This is a genomic window from Streptomyces sp. CNH189, from assembly GCF_000527195.1.
Genome location: NZ_AZUS01000002.1, coordinates 323,050 through 345,921, shown reverse-complemented (window position 1 = coordinate 345,921; position 22,872 = coordinate 323,050). Strand labels below are relative to the sequence as shown.

Genomic DNA, 22,872 nt, shown 5'->3' with positions numbered 1-22,872 from the left:
TGCCGCGTGGCCCGGCCCCGGCCGGCCCACGCCGGCCGGGTCACCGCTTGTGGACGTCCCACGTGTCGAAGACCGTGCGGGCGATCTCGCGGCCGTCCTCGGCGAAGTAGCCCTTCGCCGGGTAGACGACCCACAGGCGGTACATGTCGCCGTCCGTGTTCCGGTAGTACAGGACCTGCGCCTCACGCTCCAGCGGCGGCGTGGTCGTCGTCGTGAAGACGATCGTGTTCGTCGCCGCGTCCCGGTCCTCGTACGTCGTCTCCCGCGGCCGCCCCTGCGGCGCGGGCTGGCCGGCGATGCCCCAGGAGAACTCGCCGTCCTTCAGCTCGTTCCAGTGGGCGAACGCCTCCTCGGACGCGGACGCCGGGAGCTGGTTGTCCTTGTCGTCGGCCTTGAGGTCGCGGTCGGTCTCGATCCGCACCATCCCGCTCGGGTCGGTGAAGCCGACCACGGTGCCGTCCCAGTCGTCGGCGGGCTTGTCCTTCACGAAGCCGTCCGGCACCGCGAGGGCGACGCCCACCCGGTCCCCCAGGTCGTGCCGCTTCCAGCCGTCGGGCAGCGGGCCCGCGAAGGGATCCACCACCACCAGGGTCACCGCGACGGCCGCCGCGACCACCGCCGCGCCCAGGCCCAGCAGCGTCTTGCGGCCGATCCGGATGCCGCCCTGCCGCCCCGGCACGGGCAGCGCGGCCATCTGCGTGGGCTGCGGGGCGGGCGGGTTGGCGGCCGCCTCCAGCGCGGCACGCACCTGGGCTGCGTTCGGCCGGCGCGCCGGGTCCTTCTGCAGCAGCCCGGTGATGACCTCGGCCAGCGGCCCCTGCGCGGAGGCCGGCGGCGCCGGCACGGCGTTGAGGACGGACTGCAGCGTCGCGGGGGTGTTGCTGCGGCGGAACGGCGAGACGCCCTCCGCCGCCGCGTACAGCACCACGCCGAGCGACCACAGGTCGGAGGCGGGTCCGGGCCGCTGGCCCAGCACCCGCTCCGGGGCGATGTACTCGGGCGAGCCGACGAAGCCGCCGGTGTCCGTCAGGTTGGTCTCGCCCTCGATCTGGGCGATGCCGAAGTCGGTGAGGACGACCCGGTCGTGCCGGCCGAGCAGCACGTTGTCCGGCTTGACGTCCCGGTGCAGGATTCCCGCCGCGTGCGCCGCCTCCAGCGCGCCGAGGACCTCCAGGCCCACCCGGGCGGCCTCCCGCACGGAGAGGGTGCCCTCCTCCTGGAGCACCGCGCCCAGCGAGCGGCCCTGGACGAGTTCCATGACGATCCACGGCCGGCCGTCGACCACCGCGACGTCGTGGACGTTGACCACCGCGGGGTGGTCGAGGCGGGCGGCGGCGCGGGCCTCGCGCCGCATCCGCTCGGAGGCGTTGGCCCGTTCCCGTTCGGGAAGGTGCTCCGGGACGCGGGGCTCCTTCACGGCGACCTCACGGTCCACCGTCTCGTCCTTGGCGCGCCACACCGTGCCCATGCCGCCGTGCCCGAGCTTGGCGAGCAGCCGGTAGCGGCCGGCGATGAGCCGCCCGGCCCCGGGATCGGCCGCCGCCGGGCCGGAGGGGTCCTGCCCGCGTGCCGGGCCGGGTCCGGAGTGCCGCTGCGGGTCCTGCCCGCGCCCGCCGTCCTGTCCCGGCGCCCCGTCCGGTTCCCGCACGCCGTCCGGCGCCGGATGCCGCGGCCGGTCGTGCGCGTGCGGCTCGTCACCGCCCTGCGGCGGGACGACGACGGTCGGCGCCGCGTACGGATTGCCGGGATGCGGCACGGCCGCCGGCGGGTTCGGGTTGGGCGGTCGCAGACCGAAGCTGGTCGGCTCGTCGGCCCCGTTGCGGGCTCCCCCGTCACTGCTCATGGGTCCATCCATATCGTGCCGGACCGTCACGCTTCCACAGCGGGCCGCCACCGGTCACAGACCCGTGACCCGCACTGGGTCCTATGCCGTCTTTATGGCGCTATGCGGCGGAGGGTGAGGCCTCGTCAGGTGTCCCGGAGGTGTCCGGTGACGCCGAACCGCCGGACTCCGTCGGCGTGGGCGAGGTGCCGGCCCCGGTCGGCCCCGTCGACGAGGGCACCGGCCGCTGCGGGGTGGTGGTGGAGGGCGGCCGGGGCCCGGGGGCCGGCTCGGTCACGGGTGTGTCCGGGACCGTGGTCGTCGGGGTGCCGCCCCCGTCACCGTCGCGGTCCTGGAGCAGCAGCGCCCCCGCCGACACCCCCGCGCCGGCCATCGCGGCCACCACCAGCGCCGCGACCAGCGCGCCCCGGGTGGGCTGACGCCGTACGGTACGCCCCTCGGGCCGGCCGGCGACCGGCACCTCCCGCCACATCGGCAGCCGCCTGCGGGGCCGGTCGCGGTCCGGAAGCAGGTCGAGCGGCGCGGTGTCGGGCGTGCGGCCGGTCGCGAGGAACGCCCGTAACATCCGTTCGGCCCGGTCGGCGTCCAGCCGGCGGTCCGGGTCGCGTTCCAGCAGGCCGAGGACCACCGGGAGGATCGGCCCGGCCTGCGCGGGCGGGCGGATCTCGTCGACCACCACCGCGTGCAGCACACCGCTCAGGGAGTCCCGTCGGAACGGCGACTCGCCGCTGAGCGCCTCGCAGAGCAGCGCTCCCAGCGACCACAGGTCCGACTCCGGCCCGGTCCGCGCGCCCGACATCCGCTCGGGGGCGGTGTACTCGGGCGAGCCGACGAACGTGCCGCTCTCGGTGAGCGTGGTCGAGCCGGGCATCTGCGCGATGCCGAAGTCGGTGAGCAGCACCCGGTCGGTGCCGTTCTCCAGCAGTACGTTGGCGGGCTTGAGGTCGCGGTGCAGCACACCGGCGGTGTGGGCGGCACGCAGCGCGCCCAGCAGGTCGACGCCGATCCGCGCGGCCTCCGCCGCACCCAGCGGCCCGTCGGCGGCGATACGGTCCGCGAGGGACGGCCCGTCAATCAACTCCAGTACGATGTACGGCCGTTCGTCGTCCTCCACGACGTCGTGCACGACGATGATGTTCGGGTGGCTGAGCTGGGCGAGCGCGCGTGCCTCGCGGAGGGTGCGGTCCCGCTGCCGCCGTGCGTCGGCCGCGGTGAGCGTCTCGTCGAAGGGCAGCTCCTTCACCGCGACGCCCCGGCCCAGCAGTTGGTCGGTGGCCCGCCAGACCACGCCCATGCCGCCGCGCCCGAGCTGTCCCTGAAGACGGTAACGACCCGCGATGACGCGGGCGTTGTCCCCGTCGTTTCCGTTGTCCGGCTCCCCCTCGGTCACCATGCGCCCATCATGCCCCACCGGATGTGTTCGCTCCGGTACGGCGATTCGGCCAACGGGCGCACGTCCGCGCACGCCGGGGGCGTCAGGGCTCGCGCCAGCCCTTCAGGATGGTCTCGAACTGCTGCCGGGTGGTCTCCCAGTCCTCGGCGGGAGCGGCCATGTAGAAGGCGTACTCGACACCGTCGCGCGTGATGTACATCTGGTCGATCGCCCGGTAGGGACCGGGGAACTCGGTGTCCTTGGGCAGCGCGGTCCAGCTGTACTCCAGGCGCGCGGCCTCACGGTCGCGGTACGTGAGCCGCTGCAGGTCCACGCGCCGGTAGTCGACGAGCCGCCCGCCGATCTGCTGGTCGAGGTCGCCCAGGTGCTCGTACGGGTCGTCGAAGTCGGGGGCGTCGTCGGCGGCGATGCGCAGGAAGTGCTTGCCGCCGTCGGGCGTGTAGTCGACCTGCCGGGTCTCCTCGTCGAACACCACCCGTTCCCAGTCCTCGCCGGGCAGCACGACGCTGAAACCGAACGGGTCGGTCCGGCGCACCCAGCCGTCGGGCAGACTGCCCGCGGCGGTCGCGCCCGGGTCCGACGCGTCCGGCGACGGCGTCGGGCGGACGTCGGCGGTCCCGGTCGGGCCGGCCGTGGCGCGGTCCCGCTCCCCCTGCTGCTGGAGCACGACCGCGGTGCCCCCGCCGATGATGGCGGCCAGCGCGACGACCAGGGCGACCGTCCGCGCGCGCGTACGCCGGCGCGACACGGCCGGCGGCCCGTACGACGCCTGCACGGACGTCGGCCCGCCACCCCGCGGGTGGGGCCGGGTCCCGGCGCCACCCGGGTACGCCGGTGCGACGGCGCCGGTGTGCTGCCCCGGCGGGCGCGGGACGCGCGCGTCGACGGCCTCGGTGGGCACGTACTCCTGCGCCGCGCGCGGTCTGCGTCCCTCGGCGGCCTCGGCGAGCATCTGCTCGGTCTGCGCCGCGTCGGGACGGGTGGCCGGATCCTTCCGCAGCAGTGCGCCGATGACGGGCGCGAGCGGACCGGCGTGCTGCGGCGGCTCGGCCTCCTCCTCCACGACGGCCTGCATGGTGGTGATCGGCGAGGTCCGGCGGAACGGCGACAGTCCCTCCACCGCCGTGTACAGCGTCGCGCCGAGCGCCCACAGGTCGGACGCGGGGCCGGGGTCGTGGCCGCGGACCCGCTCGGGCGCCAGGTAGTCCACGGAACCGACGACCTCGCCGGTGCGGGTGATCGCCGTGTCGCCGTCTATCTGCGCGATGCCGAAGTCGGTGAGCAGCACCCGGCCGTCCCGGGCGAGCAGCACGTTGCCGGGCTTGACGTCGCGGTGCAGGACGCCGGCGGCGTGGGCGGCGCGCAGGGCGCGCAGCACCCACAGGCCGATGCGGGCGGCCTCGCGGGGCTCGACGCGCTCCCGCTCCTTCACCGCGTCGGCCAGCGAGTGGCCCTCGACCAGCTCCATGACGATCCACGGCCGGCCGTCGTGCTCCAGCACGTCGTGCACGGTGACGACGGCGGAGTGGTTGATCCGCGCGGCGGCGCGCGCCTCCGCTCGGGTGCGCGCCAGCAGGGTGGCCTGTTCGCTGTCGGAGACGTAGAGCGCCGCGGTCAGTTCCTTGATGGCGACGGATCGGTGCAGCACCTCGTCGTGCGCACGCCACACCCGGCCCATGCCACCGTTCCCGATGGATTCGCCGAGTCGGTAGCGGCCCGCGACGAGCGAGCCCTGCATCTGATTCACGTTGCCCCGCAATGGTCTTGACAGGGTCAGGGTAGGTACCCGGAACCCTTCCTGGGAACGGAGGGGGTGCCAAGGAGACCGCACTGTGATGGTTTGTGGTGCCCTCTCCGCGGTGCCGCGCCCCGAGCCGGCCCGCCCGGCCGTCTCCCCCTCTGCCCGCGCCTTCTCCTCCGCTTCGGCCCCGGCGATTCAGCCGGTGAACCGGTACGTCGCGGCCGCCTGTTCGTAGAGCCGTGTCACCTCGTCCCGCTCGCTCTCCGGTCCGCGCACCTGCACCACGTGGTAGCGGCCGTCGATCAGCGTGGCGAGGTTGCGCACGTACAGCTCGCCCGCGTCGCCGGTCCAGGTGAACTGGCCCTCGGCCATGGTCCGTCCGCCGACCTCGATGGTCTTCAGACCGGTGGAGGTGGCCCAGCTGGAGTCGCGGTACGGCTGGAGCTCACGCTCGGTGTCCCGCTGGTAGGCCATGGGGTCGCCGCCGAACTGCTGGGCGCTGTCCCGGCCCGGCACCACGATGAGCTCGAAGCCGCCCTTGGAGTACACGACCTGCCCGCTGCCGTTCTTCGCTGTGCGCTGCCAGCCCTCGGCGACGGCGACGCTGAAGCCCTCCGGGTCCTTGCGCAGCGTGAAACCGTCGGCGGCCTCGGGGCCGGTGGTCTGGGTCTCCGCGGTGCCCGCCGACTCCTCCGGGCTGCTCTTCGGGCTGTCCCCGGCGCTCGGCGAACCGGCGTCGCCCGACGGGCTCGGCGCGCCACCGCCGGCGGCAGCCGTGCGGGCGGACGACGGCGACCCGGAGGTCTTCTCGCCGGTCTTCGGCATGAACAGCATCGCGTACGCGACCGCCGCCGCCAGCGCGAGCAGCACCAGCAGGAGGAGGGTGCGGCCGAGACGGCGTGGTGAACCGCCGCTCGACGCGGCCCGCTTGTGGCGGCCGTGCTGGGCGGGGAGCCCGGCGCGCCGTCTGCGCACCAGCTCACCCCGGCGCCGTATGACCGGCAGACGGCGGGCGTCGACCGGCGGGGCCGTGACGACGTTCAGGCCCGCCTCCGGCTCGGGCGCCGAGCGCACCAGCGACCGCAGCCAGCCGCGCAGCTCCTCGAAGTCCGGTCGCTCGGTGGGGTCCTGGCGCAGCAGGGACTCCACGACCGGCCGCAGCGGGCCGCACTCCTCGGCGAAGGCGGGCGGCTCGGCGCAGACCATCTGCACCAGCTCGGTCGTCGACTCCTCCGGGTAGGGCGCGTGTCCCTGCACGGCCCGGAACAGCAGGGCGCCCAGCGCCCACAGGTCGGTGGCGGGTCCGATGGGCGCGGCGAGCTGCCAGTTCTCGTGCACGGGCCCGGCCTGTTCCGGTGCCCAGCGTTCGGTGACGGCGCCGATGACGGCCATCCGGGCCTGCCGGGCGCGCTCGGCGGCCAGTGCGGTGGCCGGGCCCCGGCGCGCGGGGGCGGCCGGCGCCGCCGGGTCGTCCCAGCGGGTTCCCGGGGCGGCGGTGGCACCGGTCGCCTCGGCAGGAGCGGCGGGCGCGGGGAGGGCGGGGGTGGGGCCCGTGTCCGTGCCGATGCGGGGCGTGGCACCGTGCCAGCCGGAGGCGGCCACCCCGTAGGGGTCGGCTATCTGTCCCGGGGGCGTCTGCCCGGTGCCTTCGTCCGAGGCGGGGCGGGCGCCGGGCAGGGCGGCGCGGGTGCCCTGCTGGGCCTCCTGGACCCGGGCGGCGGCGCGGGCGCCCGCCCGGTAGGCGGCGATGGCCCCGGCACGTGCCGCGCGTACGTCGCCGGCGCTGTCCAGGGCGCGGGGCGCGACCACGGGCGACAGGTCACCCGGTGCGCCGGACCGGTCGCCGTCCGGCAGCCGGCCGGACCGGGCCTCGATGGCCGCGCGGCGCGCCACGTCCGGGTCGGGATCGGCGGTGAACCCGGGCGGCCAGGCCGGTCCGCGTCCGCCGTCCGTCCCGGGGCCGCCCGCCGGGCCCAGCGCCTCGAGCGCGGTGCTCGGCTCCGGCTCGTCGTCGGGCGGCGGCACCGGGTCGTAGCCGCACAGCGCCTCCTCGGCGGCGCCGACCGCCAGCCCGGTGAGCATCACCCGGCCGTCGTCGCAGACCAGCACCGTGCGCGCGGTGATGTTGCGGTGCACCCAGCCGTGCGAGTGCAGCACCCTGAGGGCCGTCAGCACGTCGGAGGCGACCTCGGCGGCCCGGTACGGCGACAGCGGCTTCTCGGCGAGCAGCGCGGCCAGCGGGCGCGCGGCGACGTACTCGCTGACGATCCACAGGGAACCGCCCTCCGCGAACACGTCGAAGACCTGGTCGAGGCGGGGATGGTCGGGCAGGGCGGCCGCGGCCTGTGCGGCCTCCACGGCGCGCCGCACCACCGGGTCGGCGGGCCGCCGCGCGGCCCCCCGGGCGCCGCCGGGCAGGGATCCGCCGCGGCGCGCGCTTGCGTCCCGGGCGGTGAAACCGTCGGGCAGCCCCTCGGCGTCCAGCACCTCGGCCTCGACGACCTCCGGCAACGGCACCTGCCGGACCAGGACCTCGGAACCGCTGTAGGTGTCGAAGGCGCGGGTCTCGGTCAGTTCGTACTCGTCGGAAGGGGGCAGGGGCAGGCGGTAGCGGTCGGCGAGAACCCGTCCCGCATAGTCGTCCACGATGCCTCCCCCGGCACTACGGTCGGTCAGTTCCGCTCTCCGGACGGGCCGTTCCGGTTCCGTACGGTCCGCAACCACTCACGATACGTGCCGGAGGCAACCCGCAGAGAGGGGATGCCACATCTGGTTCCCCGATCCGCGGGCCGCTCGCGCTCAGGACTTCGGCCGGAACGTCTCCGTCAGCGTCCGCCAGGTGTTCCGGCGCTGCGCGCCGTCCCACGCGTCGGCCCTGGCCGTGTACATCAGGCCGTACCCCAGGTTGTCGTTGACGACGGTGCCCCGGTCGACGGAGCGGAACGTGGTCCCGCCGTCGACGTAGGTGAACTCCCAGTCGGCCGTCTTCCAGCCGCGGTACTCCACCGCCACGATCCGTATGCGCTTGTACTGGGGACGCACCATGCCGCGCTCCTGGTTCGTCCAGTCGGCGACCGGGTCGTCCTTGGGCGTGGTGGTCCAGCCGATCAGCAGCCTCTGTCCGTTCGGCCCGGTGAAGCGGTCCCCGGCGCCGTCCGACGACTTGTACTTCCAGCCCGCGGGCAGGCCGATCGAGTAGCCCTGCTTCCCCTTGTGCGTCGTGTACGGCTCGGGCTTCGTCGCGCCGCCGTCGCCGCCGGCCGAACCGCCGGCGCCGGCGCCCGCGCCCGGGGCTGTCCCGGTGGTGTCCGGGGTGGCTCCCCCGGTCGCGCCCGCGCCGGACGACGCGGTGGCCGAACCGTCGGTGCCGGTGCCGTCCTTGTCGTCGTTCCTGGTGTCGGCGCTCGGAGTGCTCCCGGCCGTGGTGCGGTCGCCGGTGCCGCCCTGTGCCCCCTTGCCGTCCTCGTCGTCGCCGCCGAGCGTCAGGGCGAGCACGGTACCGATCACGGCGAGGACCACGACCAGGGCGATGACGATCAGCGTGCGGCGCGGCACCACATCGGTGATCGGGGCGCGCGGCGCGGGCCGGGCGGGCAGATCCGGCGGGGTCATCACGGGCCAGCCGGAACTGCGGCCGCCGGAATCGGCGTTGCGGTTGGCGCCCGCCCGGGATCCGGTTCCCGTGGCGGGAGCGGTGGCGGTGGACGGCGCGGGGGCGGCAGCACCGGCACCGGACGCGTGCGTCGCCGCGCCGGACGCCGAAGCGGCTGTGCTGCCGCCGGACTTGGTGCGGGCGGCGCCGGCCGCGCCGGCCCCCACGGCGGCCTTGCGTACGGAGCGCAGGGCGCCGCGCAGCTTCTCCGCGGCCTCCTCGCCCCGCTTGGGGCCGGTGTCGCGCTCGCCGGGCTGCTCGGGCAGCGGCACCACACGGGTGGCGTCCGACGGCTGCCCGTCGGCGCCCTTGGCGTCGGGTGCCGCGACGACGGCGCTCAGCATGGCCCGCGCGGCGCGGTCGTCGAGCCGCCGGGCGGGGTCCTTGTCGAGCAGGCCGTGGATGACGTCCCTGAGCGGTCCGGCGTTCTTCGGCTCCTCGAGCGGCTCGGTCATGACCGCCGTGAGCGTCGCGATCGCGGAGCCCTTGTCGTACGGCGGGTTCCCCTCGACCGCCGCGTACAGCAGTCCGCCGAGGGACCACAGGTCGGCGGCGGGGCCGGGCTTGTGGCCGCGTGCCCGCTCGGGGGAGATGTAGGAGGGGGCGCCGACGAGCATGCCCGTCGAGGTGATGGAGGGGTCGCCCTCGACCTGGGCGATGCCGAAGTCGGTGAGCACGACCCGGCCGTCCTCCGCGATCAGCACGTTCGACGGCTTCACGTCACGGTGCAGGATGCCCTCGCGGTGCGCCGACCGCAGCACGTCGAGCACGGCGAGCCCGACCTCGGCCGCGCGGCGCGGCTCCAGCAGCCCGTCCTCGCGGATGACCTCGGCGAGCGACTTGCCCTCAACGAGCTCCATGACGATCCAGGGCCGGTCGTCCTCCTGGACCACGTCGAAGACGGTCACGGCGCTGGTGTTCCGGATCCGCGCGATCGCCTTGGCCTCGCGCAGCGTCCGGGTGATCAGCCGCCGCTTCTCCTCGTCGTCGATGCTCCCCGGGAAGCGGAGCTCCTTGACGGCGACCGTGCGGCCCAGGGTTTCGTCCTCGGCCCGCCACACCGTCCCCATGCCGCCGCGGCCGAGCACGTCTCCCAGCCGGTACCGCCCGGCGAGGAGACGTGCGCTCTTGTCCTGACGGGATGTCCCCGCCCGCTCCGCCTCCGACATGCGTCCCCTCATGCAACCCGCCCTGACAGAGCCTTCATTGTCCCTCACCCGACAAGTGCTCGACGCCCAGGGTGCCCCTGTCCGCACACCGGACACGGCGGGCGGAGGGGCCGGGGGAACGAAGTGTTCCCCACCCTGCCGGACGGGTCCCGACAAAGGGGGCTCTGAACCGCGCGGTTTCGGACACGAATGGGCCGCCCCGCGCCGGACGGCGGGCCCGCCCGGCCGGCCGTCACCCCTGCTCCGGCCTCGTGTCCGCCCCGGACGGCCGTCCGGCGCGGCCCCCGAAGCGTCCTCGGCCGTGGCCGACTTGTGCCCCCGTCACACCGGCGGCGACCACCGCTGTGACGGGGAACAGCGAAAACAGCCGGTTCCTACAGCGGCACGATGTCGGGCGCCCCCAGGCGGGCCGCGTCCGCCGTCAGGTCGTCCGGTTGCCGCTGCGACTCCCGCTCGGCCTCCACCCGCTTCTCGTAGTGCCGCACCTCGCGGTCGATCTGGCCGCTGTCCCAGCCCAGCACCGACGCCATCAGCTCGGCGGCCTCGCGCGCGCTGCGCGTGCCCCGGTCGAAGGTCTCGATGGATATACGGGTCCGCCGGGTCAGGACGTCCTCCAGGTGCCGCGCGCCCTCGTGCGAGGCGGCGTAGACGACCTCGGCTCGCAGGTAGTCGTCGGCGGCCTGCAGCGGCTCGCCCAGCGAGGGGTCGGCGGTGACGAGGTCCAGCAGCTCCTCGGCGAGTGACCCGTACCGCTGGAGCAGATGCTCCACCCGGACCGGGTGCAGGCCGGTGCGGGCCGCCGTGCGGGCGCGGGAGTTCCACAGCGCGTGATAGCCCTCGGCGCCCACCAGCGGCGTGTCCTCGGTGACGCAGTCCGCCACGCGCAGGTCGAGTCCGTGCACCGCGGCGTCCACCGCGTCCTTGGCCATCACCCGGTACGTCGTGTACTTGCCGCCCGCCACCACGACCAGGCCGGGCACGGGGTGGGCGACGGTGTGCTCACGGGACAGCTTGCTCGTGGCGTCCGACTCGCCCGCGAGCAGCGGCCGCAGTCCCGCGTACACCCCTTCGACGTCGTCGCGCGTGAGGGGCACCGCGAGAACCGAGTTCACGTGCTCCAGGACGTAGTCGATGTCCGCGCTGGAGGCGGCCGGGTGGGCCTTGTCGAGGTCCCAGTCGGTGTCCGTGGTGCCGACGATCCAGTGCCGGCCCCAGGGGATGACGAACAGCACGGACTTCTCGGTGCGCAGGATGAGTCCGGTGGTGGAGTGGATGCGGTCCTTGGGCACGACCAGGTGGACCCCCTTGGAGGCCCGTACGTGGAACTGGCCGCGCTCGCCGACCATCGCCTGGGTGTCGTCGGTCCACACCCCGGTGGCGTTGACCACCTGCTTGGCGCGGATCTCGTACTCGCCGCCGCCCTCCACGTCCTGCACCCGGGCGCCGACGACCCGCTCGCCCTCGCGCAGGAAGCCGGTCACCCGGGCTCCGTTGGCCGTCTTCGCGCCGTAGGCCGCGGCGGTGCGCACGAGATTCAGCACGAAGCGGGCGTCGTCCATCTGGGCGTCGTAGTACTGCAGGGCGCCGACCAGCGCGTCCTTCTTCAAGCAGGGGGCGACGCGGAGGGACTGACGTCGGCTCAGGTGACGGTGCACGGGCAGGCCGCGGCCGTGGCCGTGGGTCATCGCCATGGTGTCGTAGAGCGCCACGCCCGCTCCGGCGTAGAGCCGCTCCCACGCCCGGTGCTGCAGCGGATAGAGGAACGGCACCGGGCGCACGAGGTGCGGGGCAAGCTTCTCCAGCAGCAGGCCGCGCTCCTTCAACGCCTCGCGCACGAGGGCGAAGTCGAGCATCTCCAGATAGCGCAGGCCGCCGTGGATCAGCTTGCTGGACCGGCTTGACGTGCCCGACGCCCAGTCACGGGCCTCGACCAGTCCGGTGGACAGGCCGCGCGTCACCGCGTCGAGCGCCGTGCCCGCACCGACTACGCCGCCGCCCACCACCAGCACGTCCAGCTCGCGCTCCGCCATGGACGCCAGTGATTCGGCGCGCTGCGCCGGACCCAGTGTCGCTGTCCTCACCGCTGCCTCCCGCTCATCGGTCGCATCGGCCGCACCCGTGGGGCGAAGCCCGGTCCCACACCCTCATGCCCAAATTCTGACCGGCTTGCCCGGCTTCAGCCACACGCCGCCGCAGCCTGTGGACAACCACGCGGCCACAGCCTGTGGACAACCCTGCGGGACGACTCACCGAAAACGAGCCGATCAATCCCACATATCGGTCATATTTACTCCTAGTCTGACATTGCGCTCGCCTGTCCAGTCCACGGCGCTTGCGCACGTGTCGCACTCCGGCTATCGGGAAGGACGGCCCACGCCATGCCCGCAGATCTCGCCGTCATCGGACTCGGCCCCTACGGACTGCCCCTGGCCCAGGCCGCCGTCGCCGCCGGCATCCCCACCATCGGGTTCCGCACCGGTCCCGAGCCCGGCTCCCTCAGCCCCGCCGAGCAGCGCCGCATGCTCGCGCAGGGCTTCCGGGTCACCACCAGCGCGGCCGAGCTCGGCCGGGTGCGCACCGCCGTGATCTGCGCCCCCACCCCGCCCGCCGCGGACGGCGGACTGGACCTCTCCCAGGTCGAGACGGCCGCCCGCACCCTCGCCGCGCAACTGCGCCCGCACACCACCGTGATCCTGGAGTCCCCCGTGCCGCCCGGCACGACGGAGGGGCCGCTGCTGCGCCTGCTGGAGTCCGGCTCGGGCCTGCGCGCGGGACGCGACTTCCACCTCGCCCACTCCCCCAGCCGGGTGGACCCGGGCAACCGCGACTTCACCCCCGCCCACACCCCGAAGGTCATCGGCGGCCTCACCTCCGCCTGCACCGAGTCGGCGGCGGCCTTCTACGGCCGGATCACCGACAAGGTGGTCCGCGCCCGCGGCCCGCGCGAGGCGGAGACGGTGCAACTGCTCGAGACCAACTTCCGGCACGTCAACATCGCCCTGGTCAACGAGATGGCCGCGCTCTGCCACGACCTCGGCATCGACCTGTGGGACGTGCTGCGCTGCGCGGAGACCAAGCCCTTCGGCTACCTCGCCTTCCGTCCCGGCCCCGGCGTCGGCGGCCACACCGTCCCCCAGGACCTCACCGCGCACGCCGGCCGCACCCTGCGGATGGCGGAGCTGGCGCAGGAGGTCAACGGCCGCATGCCCCGCTACGTCGTGCAGCGCGCCGCCGCACTGCTCAACGAGCACGGCAAGTCCGCCCGCGGCGCGCGCGTGCTGCTCCTCGGGGTCACCTACAAGGCCGACCTCGCCGACCTCCAGGGCAGCCCGGCGCAGGAGATCGCGGTCCGCCTGATGGAGCTGGGCGCCTCCATCAGCTACCACGACCCGCACGTGCCGTCCTGGAACGTCCTGGACCGCCCCGTCCCCCGCGCGGACTCCCTCTACGAGGCCGCGGCCGACGCCGACCTCACGATCCTGCTCCAGCAACACCGCACCTACGACCTCCAGGGCCTCTCGGTCAAGGCCCAGCTCCTCCTGGACACCCGAGGCGCGACCCCGACGGGGGCGGCGCACCGGTTGTGAGAGGGGGCGCGCAAGCCTCCCTGTCACGGAGGCTGCTCTGACGCCACCGCACGCCCCCCGAGCACCGCGCGCGCCCATCGGGTACGCGAAGGGGCCGGTCACCCGTTCAGGTGGCCGGCCCCTTCGTGTGCCGTACGAGATGCGTGTGCGATACGAGATGCCTCGCCGCGGTCAGCGGCGGTGCTGGGAGTCCGCCACCGTCACCTCGACGCGCTGGAACTCCTTCAGCTCGCTGTAACCCGTGGTGGCCATGGCGCGGCGCAGGGCGCCGAACAGGTTCATAGAGCCGTCGGGGGTGTGGGACGGGCCGGTGAGGATCTCCTCCAGCGTGCCCACCGTGCCGAGGTCGACCTTCTTGCCGCGCGGCAGCTCCTCGTTGACGGCCTCCATGCCCCAGTGGTGGCCCCGGCCCGGCGCGTCGGTGGCGCGGGCCAGCGGGGAGCCCATCATCACGGAGTCCGCACCGCAGGCGATCGCCTTGGCCAGGTCGCCGGACCAGCCGACGCCGCCGTCCGCGATGACGTGCACGTACCGGCCGCCGGACTCGTCCATGTAGTCCCGGCGGGCCGCGGCCACGTCGGCGACGGCGGTGGCCATCGGGACCTGGATGCCCAGCACGTTGCGCGTGGTGTGCGCGGCGCCGCCGCCGAAGCCGACGAGGACGCCCGCCGCACCGGTGCGCATCAGGTGCAGGGCGGCGGTGTAGGTGGCGCAGCCGCCGACGATCACCGGGACGTCGAGCTCGTAGATGAACTGCTTCAGGTTGAGCGGTTCGTGCGAGCCGGAGACGTGCTCGGCGGAGACCGTGGTGCCGCGGATGACGAAGATGTCCACGCCCGCGTCGACGACGGCCTTGGAGAACTGGGCGGTGCGCTGCGGGGAGAGCGCGGCGGCGGTGACCACGCCGGAGTCGCGCACCTCCTTGATGCGCTGCCCGATCAGCTCCTCCTTGATGGGAGCGGCGTAGATCTCCTGGAGGCGGCGGGTGGCCGCCTCGTCGGGCAGGCCGACGACCTCGTCCAGCAGCGGCTGCGGGTCCTCGTGGCGGGTCCACAGGCCCTCGAGGTTCAGCACACCGAGGCCGCCGAGCTCGCCGATGCGGATCGCGGTGGCCGGTGAGACGACCGAGTCCATGGGAGCGGCCAGGAACGGCAGCTCGAAGCGGTAGGCGTCGATCTGCCAGGCGATCGAGACCTCCTTCGGGTCCCGCGTACGGCGGCTGGGGACGACGGCGATGTCGTCGAAGGCGTACGCCCGGCGGCCGCGCTTGCCGCGCCCGATCTCGATCTCAGTCACGTCTGTGGCCTTTCCCTGATGCGTTGCAGCGCCTTCCAGTATCCCCGACGGCCACGGCGCCCACCGCCCCGGACGTCACGCGAGGGCGGCCCCGGTGGTCCGGAACCGCCCTCGGGAAGCCCGCCGCTACTGACGGCTGTAGTTCGGAGCCTCGACCGTCATCTGGATGTCGTGCGGGTGGCTCTCCTTGAGACCGGCCGACGTGATGCGGACGAAGCGACCCTTGGACTCCATCTCGTCGATGGTCGCGGCGCCCACGTAGCCCATCGTCTGACGCAGACCGCCGACGAGCTGGTGCAGCACGTTGGCCAGCGGGCCGCGGTAGGGCACCTGGCCCTCGATGCCCTCGGGCACGAGCTTGTCGTCGGAGGCGACCTCGGCCTGGAAGTAGCGGTCCTTCGAGTACGACCGGCCCTGGCCCCGGGACTGCATGGCGCCCAGCGAGCCCATCCCCCGGTACGACTTGAACTGCTTGCCGTTGATGAACTGCAGCTCGCCGGGGGACTCCTCGCAGCCCGCGAGGAGGCTGCCCAGCATCACGGTGTCGGCGCCGGCGGCGAGCGCCTTGCCGATGTCACCGGAGTACTGCAGGCCACCGTCCCCGATCAGCGGGACGCCCGCCGCGCGGGCCGCGAGGGACGCCTCGTAGATGGCCGTGACCTGCGGAACGCCGATGCCGGCGACGACCCGGGTGGTGCAGATCGAACCGGGGCCGACGCCGACCTTGATGCCGTCGACGCCGGCGTCGATCAGTGCCTGGGCGCCGTCGCGCGTGGCCACGTTGCCGCCGATCACGTCGACGCCGACGCTCGACTTGATCTTCGACATCCAGCTGAGGGCGTTGCTGTTGTGACCGTGCGAGGTGTCGACGACCAGGAAGTCCACACCGGCCTCGGCGAGCGCCTGGGCCCGCTCGAGGGCCTCGGGGCTGGCGCCCACGGCGGCGCCCACGATGAGGCGGCCCTCCGCGTCCTTGGCGGCGTTGGGGTACTGCTCGGCCTTCACGAAGTCCTTGACCGTGATGAGGCCCTTGAGGATGCCCGCGTCGTCGACCAGGGGAAGTTTCTCGATCTTGTGGCGGCGCAGTAGCTCCATCGCCTCGACGCCGGAGATGCCGACGTGCCCGGTGACCAGCGGCATCGGGGTCATGACCTCGCGTACCTGACGGGAGCGGTCCGTCTCGAAGGCCATGTCGCGGTTGGTGACGATGCCGAGCAGCTTCTTGTTGCCGTCGGTGACCGGGACGCCGCTGATGCGGAACTTCGCGCACAGGGCGTCGGCCTCGCCGAGAGTGGCTTCCGGGTGGATGGTGATGGGGTCGGTCACCATGCCGGACTCGGAGCGCTTCACCAGGTCGACCTGGTTGGCCTGGTCCTCGACGGAGAGGTTGCGGTGGAGCACGCCGACGCCGCCCTGACGGGCCATGGCGATCGCCATACGGGACTCGGTGACCTTGTCCATCGCGGCCGAGAGCAGGGGGATGTTCACCCGGACGTTGCGGGAGATGCGGGACGAGGTGTCAACCGCGTTGGGGAGCACCTCGGATGCGCCCGGCAGCAGCAGCACGTCGTCGTAGGTCAGCCCGAGTGTCGCGAATTTTCCGGGCACTCCGTCGACGTTGGCAGTCATGACACCTTCCCCAAATGGCCTTGATCGGTGCGGATGTCCATGCTAACGGGAAGCGTGGGTGTCTCATTCCACGGTTCCCGTCGACTCCCGGCTTCGTATGTTCGTACGGGAACGGATGATCGTCCGTTCATGTGCGTCACGCGCCGACGCGAAGAGACGGCGCCCGGGCGGGTGTTACTGCTCCGCCAGGGCTCGCAGCCGACTCAGCGCGCGGTGCTGGGCCACCCGGACCGCGCCGGGTGACATTCCCAACATCTGGCCTGTCTCCTCCGCGGTGAGTCCCACGGCGATGCGCAGCAGGATCAGCTCACGCTGGTTCTCGGGGAGGCTGGCCAGCAGTTTCTTGGCCCACTCGGCGTCGCTGCTGAGCAGGGCGCGCTCTTCCGGTCCGAGGGAGTCGTCGGGCCGTTCCGGCATCTCGTCGGACGGCACGGCGGTCGATCCGGGGTGCCGCATCGCGGCGCGCTGGAGGTCGGCGACCTTGTGGGAGGCGATGGCGAAGATGAACGCCTCGAAGGGCCGGCCGGTGTCCTTGTAGCGGGGCAGCGCGAGCAGCACCGCCACGCAGACCTCCTGTGCGAGGTCCTCGACGAAGTGGCGGGCGTCGCCCGGCAGCCGGGACAGACGGGTCCGGCAGTAGCGCAGCGCGAGCGGGTGGACGTGGGCGAGCAGGTCGTGCGTGGCCTGCTCGTCACCGTCGACCGCGCGATGGACGAGCGCACCGATGGCGCCTGGGGCCGTGCCCGCCTCGTCGTCGCGCATCGGTCCATGGTGCCTTGCGGACGTCTGGTCCGCGGCACCGTGTCCTTGGTTGTGCACCGAAGCGTTATGAGCAGGTGCGCCGGAAGTCATCCCTTGCGCCCTCCCCTTCCGCTCGACCGACTCGTCCCCGAGGAACTCCACACCTCAAGGATGCGGCATCCGCCGCGAAACGAGCAGCGGGTCCCTCCCGGCCGCGGCGAACACCACGTCCGGGCAGTGCGCGGGCCCACATGACGAGGCGGCCGCGAGAGTCTTCCGGCCCAGGTCCGCAGGGGTGCCCGGCCTCGGGTGGCCCTCCCGCGCCGCGCGGAAGAAAGAATCCGTCACACCAGCAGGGGCGTCCGGTGCACCGGCGTCCGGAACATCCCGGTGGGTCGGCACACCGGCACCGCCCACCGTCCGTACGACGCGCAGGACCCAAAGCCCCGCCGTCCGTACAACGCGGGAGACCGGTGACGCGGCCGTCCGTACGACACGGGAGACCACGGGCGTCGACGCACGCGCGACGCGGGAAACCCCGGACGGCGACGTACACATGACGCGAAAACCCCGGGGCACCGCCACACGCACGGCGAGGGAGACCTCGAACGCCATCCGCCCGGCGGGAAACCCGAACACCGCCATCCGCACAGCGAGGGAAACACCCAACGCCACCACACGCACGGCGCGGCAAACCCCGGGCACCACCCTCCGCACCGCGGGGGAAACCGGAGCCCGCGTCCGCCGTGTCGGACACAGGCGTCCGCGCGCCGGCCGTACCCACGGCCGTCGCACCGCCCCGTGCCGCGCACGGATCACCCGCCCGCGCCGTCGCACCCGCGGACCGCCCGCGGCACCGCGCCGACGGACCGCGTGCGTGCACCTCGGCCGGGCTGCCGCTGGGCCGCCGTTCGCCGGACCCGGGCTGGGTGCCGTACCGCGCGCCCGTCCGGGTCCGAGGGACGGGGCCTAGCGCACCAGACCCCACCGGAACCCGAGCGCCACGGCGTGCGCCCGGTCCGAGGCACCGAGCTTCTTGAAGAGACGACGCGCGTGCGTCTTCACCGTGTCCTCGGAGAGGAACAGCTCACGGCCGATCTCCGCGTTGGAGCGGCCGTGGCTCATGCCTTCGAGGACCTGGATCTCACGCGCGGTGAGCGTGGGCGCCGCGCCCATCTCGGCCGAGCGCAGCCGGCGCGGGGCGAGCCGCCATGTCGGGTCGGCGAGCGCCTGCGTGACCGTGGCGCGCAGCTCGGCACGGGAGGCGTCCTTGTGCAGATAGCCGCGGGCCCCGGCGGCGACCGCGAGGGCCACGCCGTCCAGGTCCTCGGCGACCGTGAGCATGATGATGCGTGCTCCGGGATCGGCGGAGAGCAGCCGCCGCACTGTCTCGACGCCGCCCAGACCGGGCATGCGTACGTCCATCAGAATCAGATCCGAGCGGTCGGCACCCCAGCGGCGGAGGACTTCCTCGCCGTTGGCCGCCGTCGTCACGCGCTCGACACCGGGCACGGTCGCGACCGCGCGGCGGAGCGCCTCTCGGGCAAGCGGGGAGTCGTCGCAGACGAGGACGGAAGTCATGGCCGCCCTCCGCAGCTGATGCGCGTCACCTTGAGCCTCCAGGCTGGTACGAAATCGTCACCTGTGCGGTCGACCGTCTCGGACGCCCGCCCGAGCGCTTGTTCCTTCAACCGCCTCGCACTCTCAACGACGGTCACTCGAAAGAGTTACGGGGCCGTCTGCCATCTTCGGCACTCTACGTGAGGAGGCGTTCACGGTGGAGACATGCGCGACGTACCCCCGAACTTTCATCACAACCCATGCCCCATTCAGACCCTTTTCTTCCCTTTCGTCAGTGTCCAGGGCTAGATTCGCAATGAGTCATATTTTCATCTCCTTTGATCGCAGTTGTACGGTTGTGGACACCGGATCCGCCCAGTAACGGCTACAAGGGGTCACGCAATGGCAGATTTCTCCCGCCTTCCCGGACCGAACGCGGACCTGTGGGACTGGCAGCTCCTCGCTGCCTGCCGCGGGGTGGACAGCTCGCTCTTCTTCCACCCGGAGGGCGAACGCGGCGCCGCGCGCAGCGCACGCGAGAACTCGGCCAAAGAGGTCTGCATGAGGTGCCCGGTGCGCGCCGAGTGCGCCGCCCACGCGCTGGCCGTGCGCGAACCGTACGGCGTGTGGGGCGGCCTGACCGAGGACGAGCGCGAAGAGCTGATGGGGCGGGCCCGCAACCGGCTGGTCTCCGCGTCGGGTGCCGCCGGGCACGCCACCGCCTCGAACACCTGAAGGAACGTTTCTTCGGAAGGAACCGTCGCAAGGACGCGCGGGCACGCGCGCGTGCCCTTGAACCCTTACCTGGCGGCCGTCGCCGCCAGCTTCTCCAGCGTCGCGGTGACCGCGGGCACCTGGGCCAGATCCGGGAGGGTGAGCGCGACGATCTCCCGCCGCACGGCGGGCTCCAGGGCCACGGTGCGCACACCGCGGGGCCGCACCGACTCGAGCGCGAGCTGGGGCAGGACCGCCACGCCCAGACCCGCGCCGACCAGGCCGGCCACCGCCGGGTAGTCGTCGGTGGCGAAGTCGATGCGCGGAGTGAAGCCGGCCGTCTCGCACACCTCGACCAGCTGGCCCCGGCAGCGCGGACAGCCCGCGATCCACGGCTCGTCCGCGAGCTCGCCGATCGCGACGGACTCCGCGCGCGCCAGCCTGTGGCGTTCCGGCACCAGTGCCACCAGGCGGTCCGACAGCAGCGGCCGCACCACCAGGTCGTCCCACTCCTCCGCGCCCGGCGCCCCCTCGTACCGGAAGGCGAGGGCCACGTCGCAGTCGCCCTCGCGCAGCAGCTCGACGGAGCGCGGCGGTTCGGCCTCCTCCAGCGAGACCCGGGTGCCGGGGTGCGCGTCGCGCAGGGCGGCGAGCGCGGTGGGCACGAGCGTGGAGCTGCCGCTGGGGAACGACACCAGGCGGACCCGTCCGGCGCGCAGCCCGGCGATGGCCGCGACCTCCTCCTCGGCGGCGGTGAGCCCGGAGAGGATGCCCGCCGCGTGCCGCACCAGCGCCTCCCCGGCCTGGGTCAGCCGCATCTCGCGGCCGGAGCGGATGAGCAGCGGCGTGCCGACGGATGCCTCCAGGGCCTTCATCTGCTGGCTGACGGCGGGCTGGGTGCATCCCAGCTCGCGGGCGGCGGCGGAGAAGGAGCCGGTGGAGGCCACGGCGCGCAGCACACGGAGGTGGCGGGCTTCGATCACCCTGCCAGGGTACCCGTAGGGATAAGCCACCCTTTGACCTACAGGGAACTATTGCGTCGACGCTTTGATGCGCATGGCTTACCGTGCAGCGCATGAAGCTTCTCTCTGTGAACCTGGGCCGTCCCAAGGCCGTGCCGTACACGGGCCAGCGCGACGGTCTGACCGGCATCGACAAGCGTCCGGTGGCCGGGCCGGTGCGGGTGGCGGCGCCGGGACCGAAGAGCGTCGGCGGGAGCGGCCTGGCCGGTGACGCGGTCTGCGAGACGCGGCACCACGGCGGGGACGACCAGGCGGTGTACGCGGTGGCCCGCGAGGACCTCGACGAGTGGCAGAGCGCACTGGGACGCACACTGTCCAACGGTTCGTTCGGCGAGAACCTCACGACCGAGGGCATCGACGTGTCCGGCTCCCTGATCGGCGAGCGCTGGGCGGTGGGTCCGGAGGTCGTCCTGGAGGTCACCTCGGGACGCATCCCCTGCCGTACGTTCCAGGGCCACCTGGAGGAGAAGGGCTGGATCAAGCGGTTCACGGAGCGGGGCGCGCCGGGGGCGTACTTCCGGGTGATCACCCCTGGCGAGGTGCGCGCGGGCGACGCCGTGCGGATCGTCCACCGCCCGGACCACGAGGTGACGGTGGCCCTGCAGTTCCGTGCCGTGACCACGGAGCGCGACCTGCTCCCCCGGCTGCTGGCGGCCCACGAGGCGCTGCACCCGGAGGCGCTGGCGAAGGCGCGGGCGCACGTGGAGAAGTACGGGGCGGCCGCCGAGGTGTGACGGGGCGTCGGACTCCGCCGGGAGCGGCCGGCGGAGCCGCCGCACCCGGAACCGAGCGTGACCCGACGCGGAGCGGGGGGCGAACGGATACGGAGCGGACGCGGGGTGGCCGCAGAGCGGACGCTGCCGCTCCGGGTAACTAGTCTTGCGCCATGACAACGGCTCTGATTACGGGATCGACGGCTGGGATCGGTGCCGCGTTCGCGCGGCGGCTGGCGGCCGACGGGCATGACCTGGTGCTGGTGGCCAGGAACACCGGCCGGCTGCGGGAACAGGCCACCGAGCTGCACGACCGCCACGGCATCGAGGCGGAGGTGCTGACCGCCGACCTGGCGGAGGACAAGGGCATCGAAGCGGTCGCCCGACGGCTCGGTGACCCCAAGAACCCCGTCGACCTGCTGATCAACAACGCCGGTTTCGGGCACAAGGGCCGCTACCTCGAGGTCCCCGTGTCCGACGAGCTGATGATGCTCAAGGTGCACTGCGAGGCCGTGCTCCGGCTCACCTCTGCGGCGGTGGAGGCGATGCGGGAGCGCGGGCGGGGCGGTGTCGTGAACGTCGCTTCGACGGCCGCGTTCCTGCCGCGCGGGACGTACGGCGCCTCGAAGGCGTGGGTCGTGCAGTTCACCCAGGGCGCGGCGCAGGACCTGGGCGGTCAGGGGGTGCGTCTGATGGCGCTGTGTCCCGGCTTCGTACGGACCGAGTTCCACCAGCGGGCCGGGATGGGCACGGACAACATCCCCGGGTGGATGTGGCTGGACGCGGACAAGGTCGTCGCGGCGGCGCTGGCGGACCTGACCCGGGGCAAGTCGCTCTCCGTCCCGGACCCGCGCTACAAGGTGCTGCTCGGGGCGTCCAAGCTGGTCCCGCGCGGAATGATGGGCGGGATCTCCTCGCGGACGGGCCGCAAGTACGGGCCCCGCTGACGACGGCGGGACGCGGACCTCCCCCCGGAGGAAAATGGGGCACGACAGGCCCAGCCAGCCCCGACCGAGGGGGCCCGGAGGTGACGTCATGACCTTTGTACAGCTCATCGACTGCAGGACGAACCGGTTCGAGGAGATGGACCGGCTCCTGGACCAGTGGGTGGAGCAGACCAGGGGGAGGCGGACGGCGACGCACGCGGTGGTCGGCAAGGACCGCACGGACACGTCGCACCTGGTGGAGATCGTGGAGTTCCCGTCGTACGAGGAGGCGGTGCGGAACTCGCGGCTGCCGGAGACGGAGCGGATCTTCCGCGAGATGAGCGCCCTGTGCCAGGGCACACCGACCGTCACCGACCTGGACGTGGTGCGCGACGCGCGGCTGAACGGGGACACGGCACGGCGGTTCTTCGAGGTCGCGACCGCCTCGGACGACCTCTCCCCGCTGGCCGGCCTGGTGGAGGAGGACTACCACGACCACGACCCGGCCAACGAGCGGGACCTCCTCGGCCTGGACCAGCTCCGCCGCGAGCTGGACATGTGGCGCGCCGGCTTCGACTTCACGTTCCGCGTCGAGGACCGCATCGCCCAGGCCGACCGCGTGTGCACCCGCTGGAGCTGGGACGGCGTCCACAAGGGCGACTTCCTCGGCCTCCCGGCCACGGGCAACAGGGCCACCATGACCGGCACGACGATCCTCCGCTTCAGCACGCAGGGCAGGATCGCCGAGGGCTGGTGGCAGTACGACCGCCTGGGCCTGATGGCGCAGCTGGGGGCGGTGGAACCGGCGCGGCTGTGACCGGGAGGTGCGCGCCCGCACGGTGTCCTATTCTTACGGCCGGTCCCCACGGCCCCGTGGGGACGAGCA

At 73.3% G+C, this 22,872-nt stretch carries 16 protein-coding genes; 5 read left to right on the top strand and 11 right to left on the bottom strand.

Going from position 1 to position 22,872, the window contains the following annotated elements:
* Positions 1-40 precede the first annotated feature (40 nt).
* The 6 genes from B100_RS0104525 to B100_RS0104500 all read right to left on the bottom strand — a co-directional run bounded on the left by B100_RS0104525 (position 41) and on the right by B100_RS0104500 (position 11,879).
* Positions 41-1,843: a serine/threonine-protein kinase gene (locus tag B100_RS0104525; RefSeq protein WP_024883254.1), complete on the bottom strand. Its 1,803-nt coding sequence runs from the start codon at positions 1,841-1,843 to the stop codon at positions 41-43.
* Positions 1,844-1,943: 100 nt separating this feature from the next.
* Positions 1,944-3,236, bottom strand: coding sequence for a serine/threonine-protein kinase (locus B100_RS0104520; RefSeq protein WP_024883253.1), 1,293 nt, complete (start codon positions 3,234-3,236; stop codon positions 1,944-1,946).
* A gap of 82 nt (positions 3,237-3,318) precedes the next feature.
* Positions 3,319-4,974 carry a serine/threonine protein kinase gene (locus B100_RS0104515; protein ID WP_024883252.1) on the bottom strand — a complete coding sequence of 552 codons (1,656 nt, stop codon included), beginning with the start codon at positions 4,972-4,974 and terminating at the stop codon, positions 3,319-3,321.
* 198 nt (positions 4,975-5,172) lie between these two features.
* Positions 5,173-7,623, bottom strand: a complete 2,451-nt coding sequence (locus B100_RS0104510) for a protein kinase domain-containing protein (protein ID WP_024883251.1) — start codon at positions 7,621-7,623, stop codon at positions 5,173-5,175.
* A 153-nt stretch (positions 7,624-7,776) separates the two neighbouring features.
* Complete coding sequence (locus B100_RS0104505; RefSeq protein WP_024883250.1) at positions 7,777-9,798, bottom strand: serine/threonine-protein kinase; 2,022 nt, start codon at positions 9,796-9,798, stop codon at positions 7,777-7,779.
* Positions 9,799-10,172: 374 nt separating this feature from the next.
* Positions 10,173-11,879 (bottom strand): glycerol-3-phosphate dehydrogenase/oxidase, encoded by a 1,707-nt coding sequence (locus tag B100_RS0104500; protein ID WP_024883249.1) that lies wholly within the window; start codon positions 11,877-11,879, stop codon positions 10,173-10,175.
* 297 nt (positions 11,880-12,176) lie between these two features.
* Between B100_RS0104500 and B100_RS0104495 the strand changes: the two genes are divergently transcribed.
* A complete protein-coding gene (locus B100_RS0104495; protein ID WP_024883248.1) occupies positions 12,177-13,385 on the top strand; it encodes a nucleotide sugar dehydrogenase in 1,209 nt (402 codons plus the stop codon).
* A gap of 171 nt (positions 13,386-13,556) precedes the next feature.
* Here the strand turns inward: B100_RS0104495 and B100_RS0104490 are convergent, their stop codons facing one another.
* The 4 genes from B100_RS0104490 to B100_RS0104475 all read right to left on the bottom strand — a co-directional run bounded on the left by B100_RS0104490 (position 13,557) and on the right by B100_RS0104475 (position 18,632).
* Positions 13,557-14,681 carry a GuaB3 family IMP dehydrogenase-related protein gene (locus B100_RS0104490; protein WP_024883247.1) on the bottom strand — a complete coding sequence of 375 codons (1,125 nt, stop codon included), beginning with the start codon at positions 14,679-14,681 and terminating at the stop codon, positions 13,557-13,559.
* A 126-nt stretch (positions 14,682-14,807) separates the two neighbouring features.
* Complete coding sequence (guaB, locus tag B100_RS0104485; RefSeq protein ID WP_024883246.1) at positions 14,808-16,310, bottom strand: IMP dehydrogenase; 1,503 nt, start codon at positions 16,308-16,310, stop codon at positions 14,808-14,810.
* 174 nt (positions 16,311-16,484) lie between these two features.
* Complete coding sequence (locus tag B100_RS0104480; protein ID WP_024883245.1) at positions 16,485-17,072, bottom strand: sigma-70 family RNA polymerase sigma factor; 588 nt, start codon at positions 17,070-17,072, stop codon at positions 16,485-16,487.
* 948 nt (positions 17,073-18,020) lie between these two features.
* Complete coding sequence (locus tag B100_RS0104475) at positions 18,021-18,632, bottom strand: response regulator transcription factor (protein ID WP_003948568.1); 612 nt, start codon at positions 18,630-18,632, stop codon at positions 18,021-18,023.
* A gap of 381 nt (positions 18,633-19,013) precedes the next feature.
* On the opposite strand from B100_RS0104475, the gene B100_RS0104470 reads away from it, so the two are divergent.
* The gene (locus B100_RS0104470; RefSeq protein ID WP_024883244.1) at positions 19,014-19,346 is read left to right on the top strand and encodes a WhiB family transcriptional regulator; all 333 of its coding nucleotides are present in this window, start codon (positions 19,014-19,016) and stop codon (positions 19,344-19,346) included.
* A gap of 65 nt (positions 19,347-19,411) precedes the next feature.
* Here the strand turns inward: B100_RS0104470 and B100_RS0104465 are convergent, their stop codons facing one another.
* On the bottom strand, positions 19,412-20,308 hold the full coding sequence (locus B100_RS0104465; protein ID WP_024883243.1) for a LysR family transcriptional regulator: 897 nt from the start codon (positions 20,306-20,308) through the stop codon (positions 19,412-19,414).
* A gap of 92 nt (positions 20,309-20,400) precedes the next feature.
* Here B100_RS0104465 and B100_RS0104460 point away from each other — a divergent pair, with 92 nt between their 5' ends.
* From B100_RS0104460 to B100_RS0104450, 3 genes are all read left to right on the top strand, one after another.
* Positions 20,401-21,081 (top strand): MOSC domain-containing protein, encoded by a 681-nt coding sequence (locus tag B100_RS0104460; protein WP_024883242.1) that lies wholly within the window; start codon positions 20,401-20,403, stop codon positions 21,079-21,081.
* A 152-nt stretch (positions 21,082-21,233) separates the two neighbouring features.
* The gene (locus B100_RS0104455) at positions 21,234-22,007 is read left to right on the top strand and encodes an SDR family NAD(P)-dependent oxidoreductase (RefSeq protein ID WP_024883241.1); all 774 of its coding nucleotides are present in this window, start codon (positions 21,234-21,236) and stop codon (positions 22,005-22,007) included.
* Positions 22,008-22,095: 88 nt separating this feature from the next.
* The gene (locus B100_RS0104450; RefSeq protein ID WP_024883240.1) at positions 22,096-22,803 is read left to right on the top strand and encodes an ester cyclase; all 708 of its coding nucleotides are present in this window, start codon (positions 22,096-22,098) and stop codon (positions 22,801-22,803) included.
* The last annotated feature ends 69 nt before the right edge of the window (positions 22,804-22,872 follow it).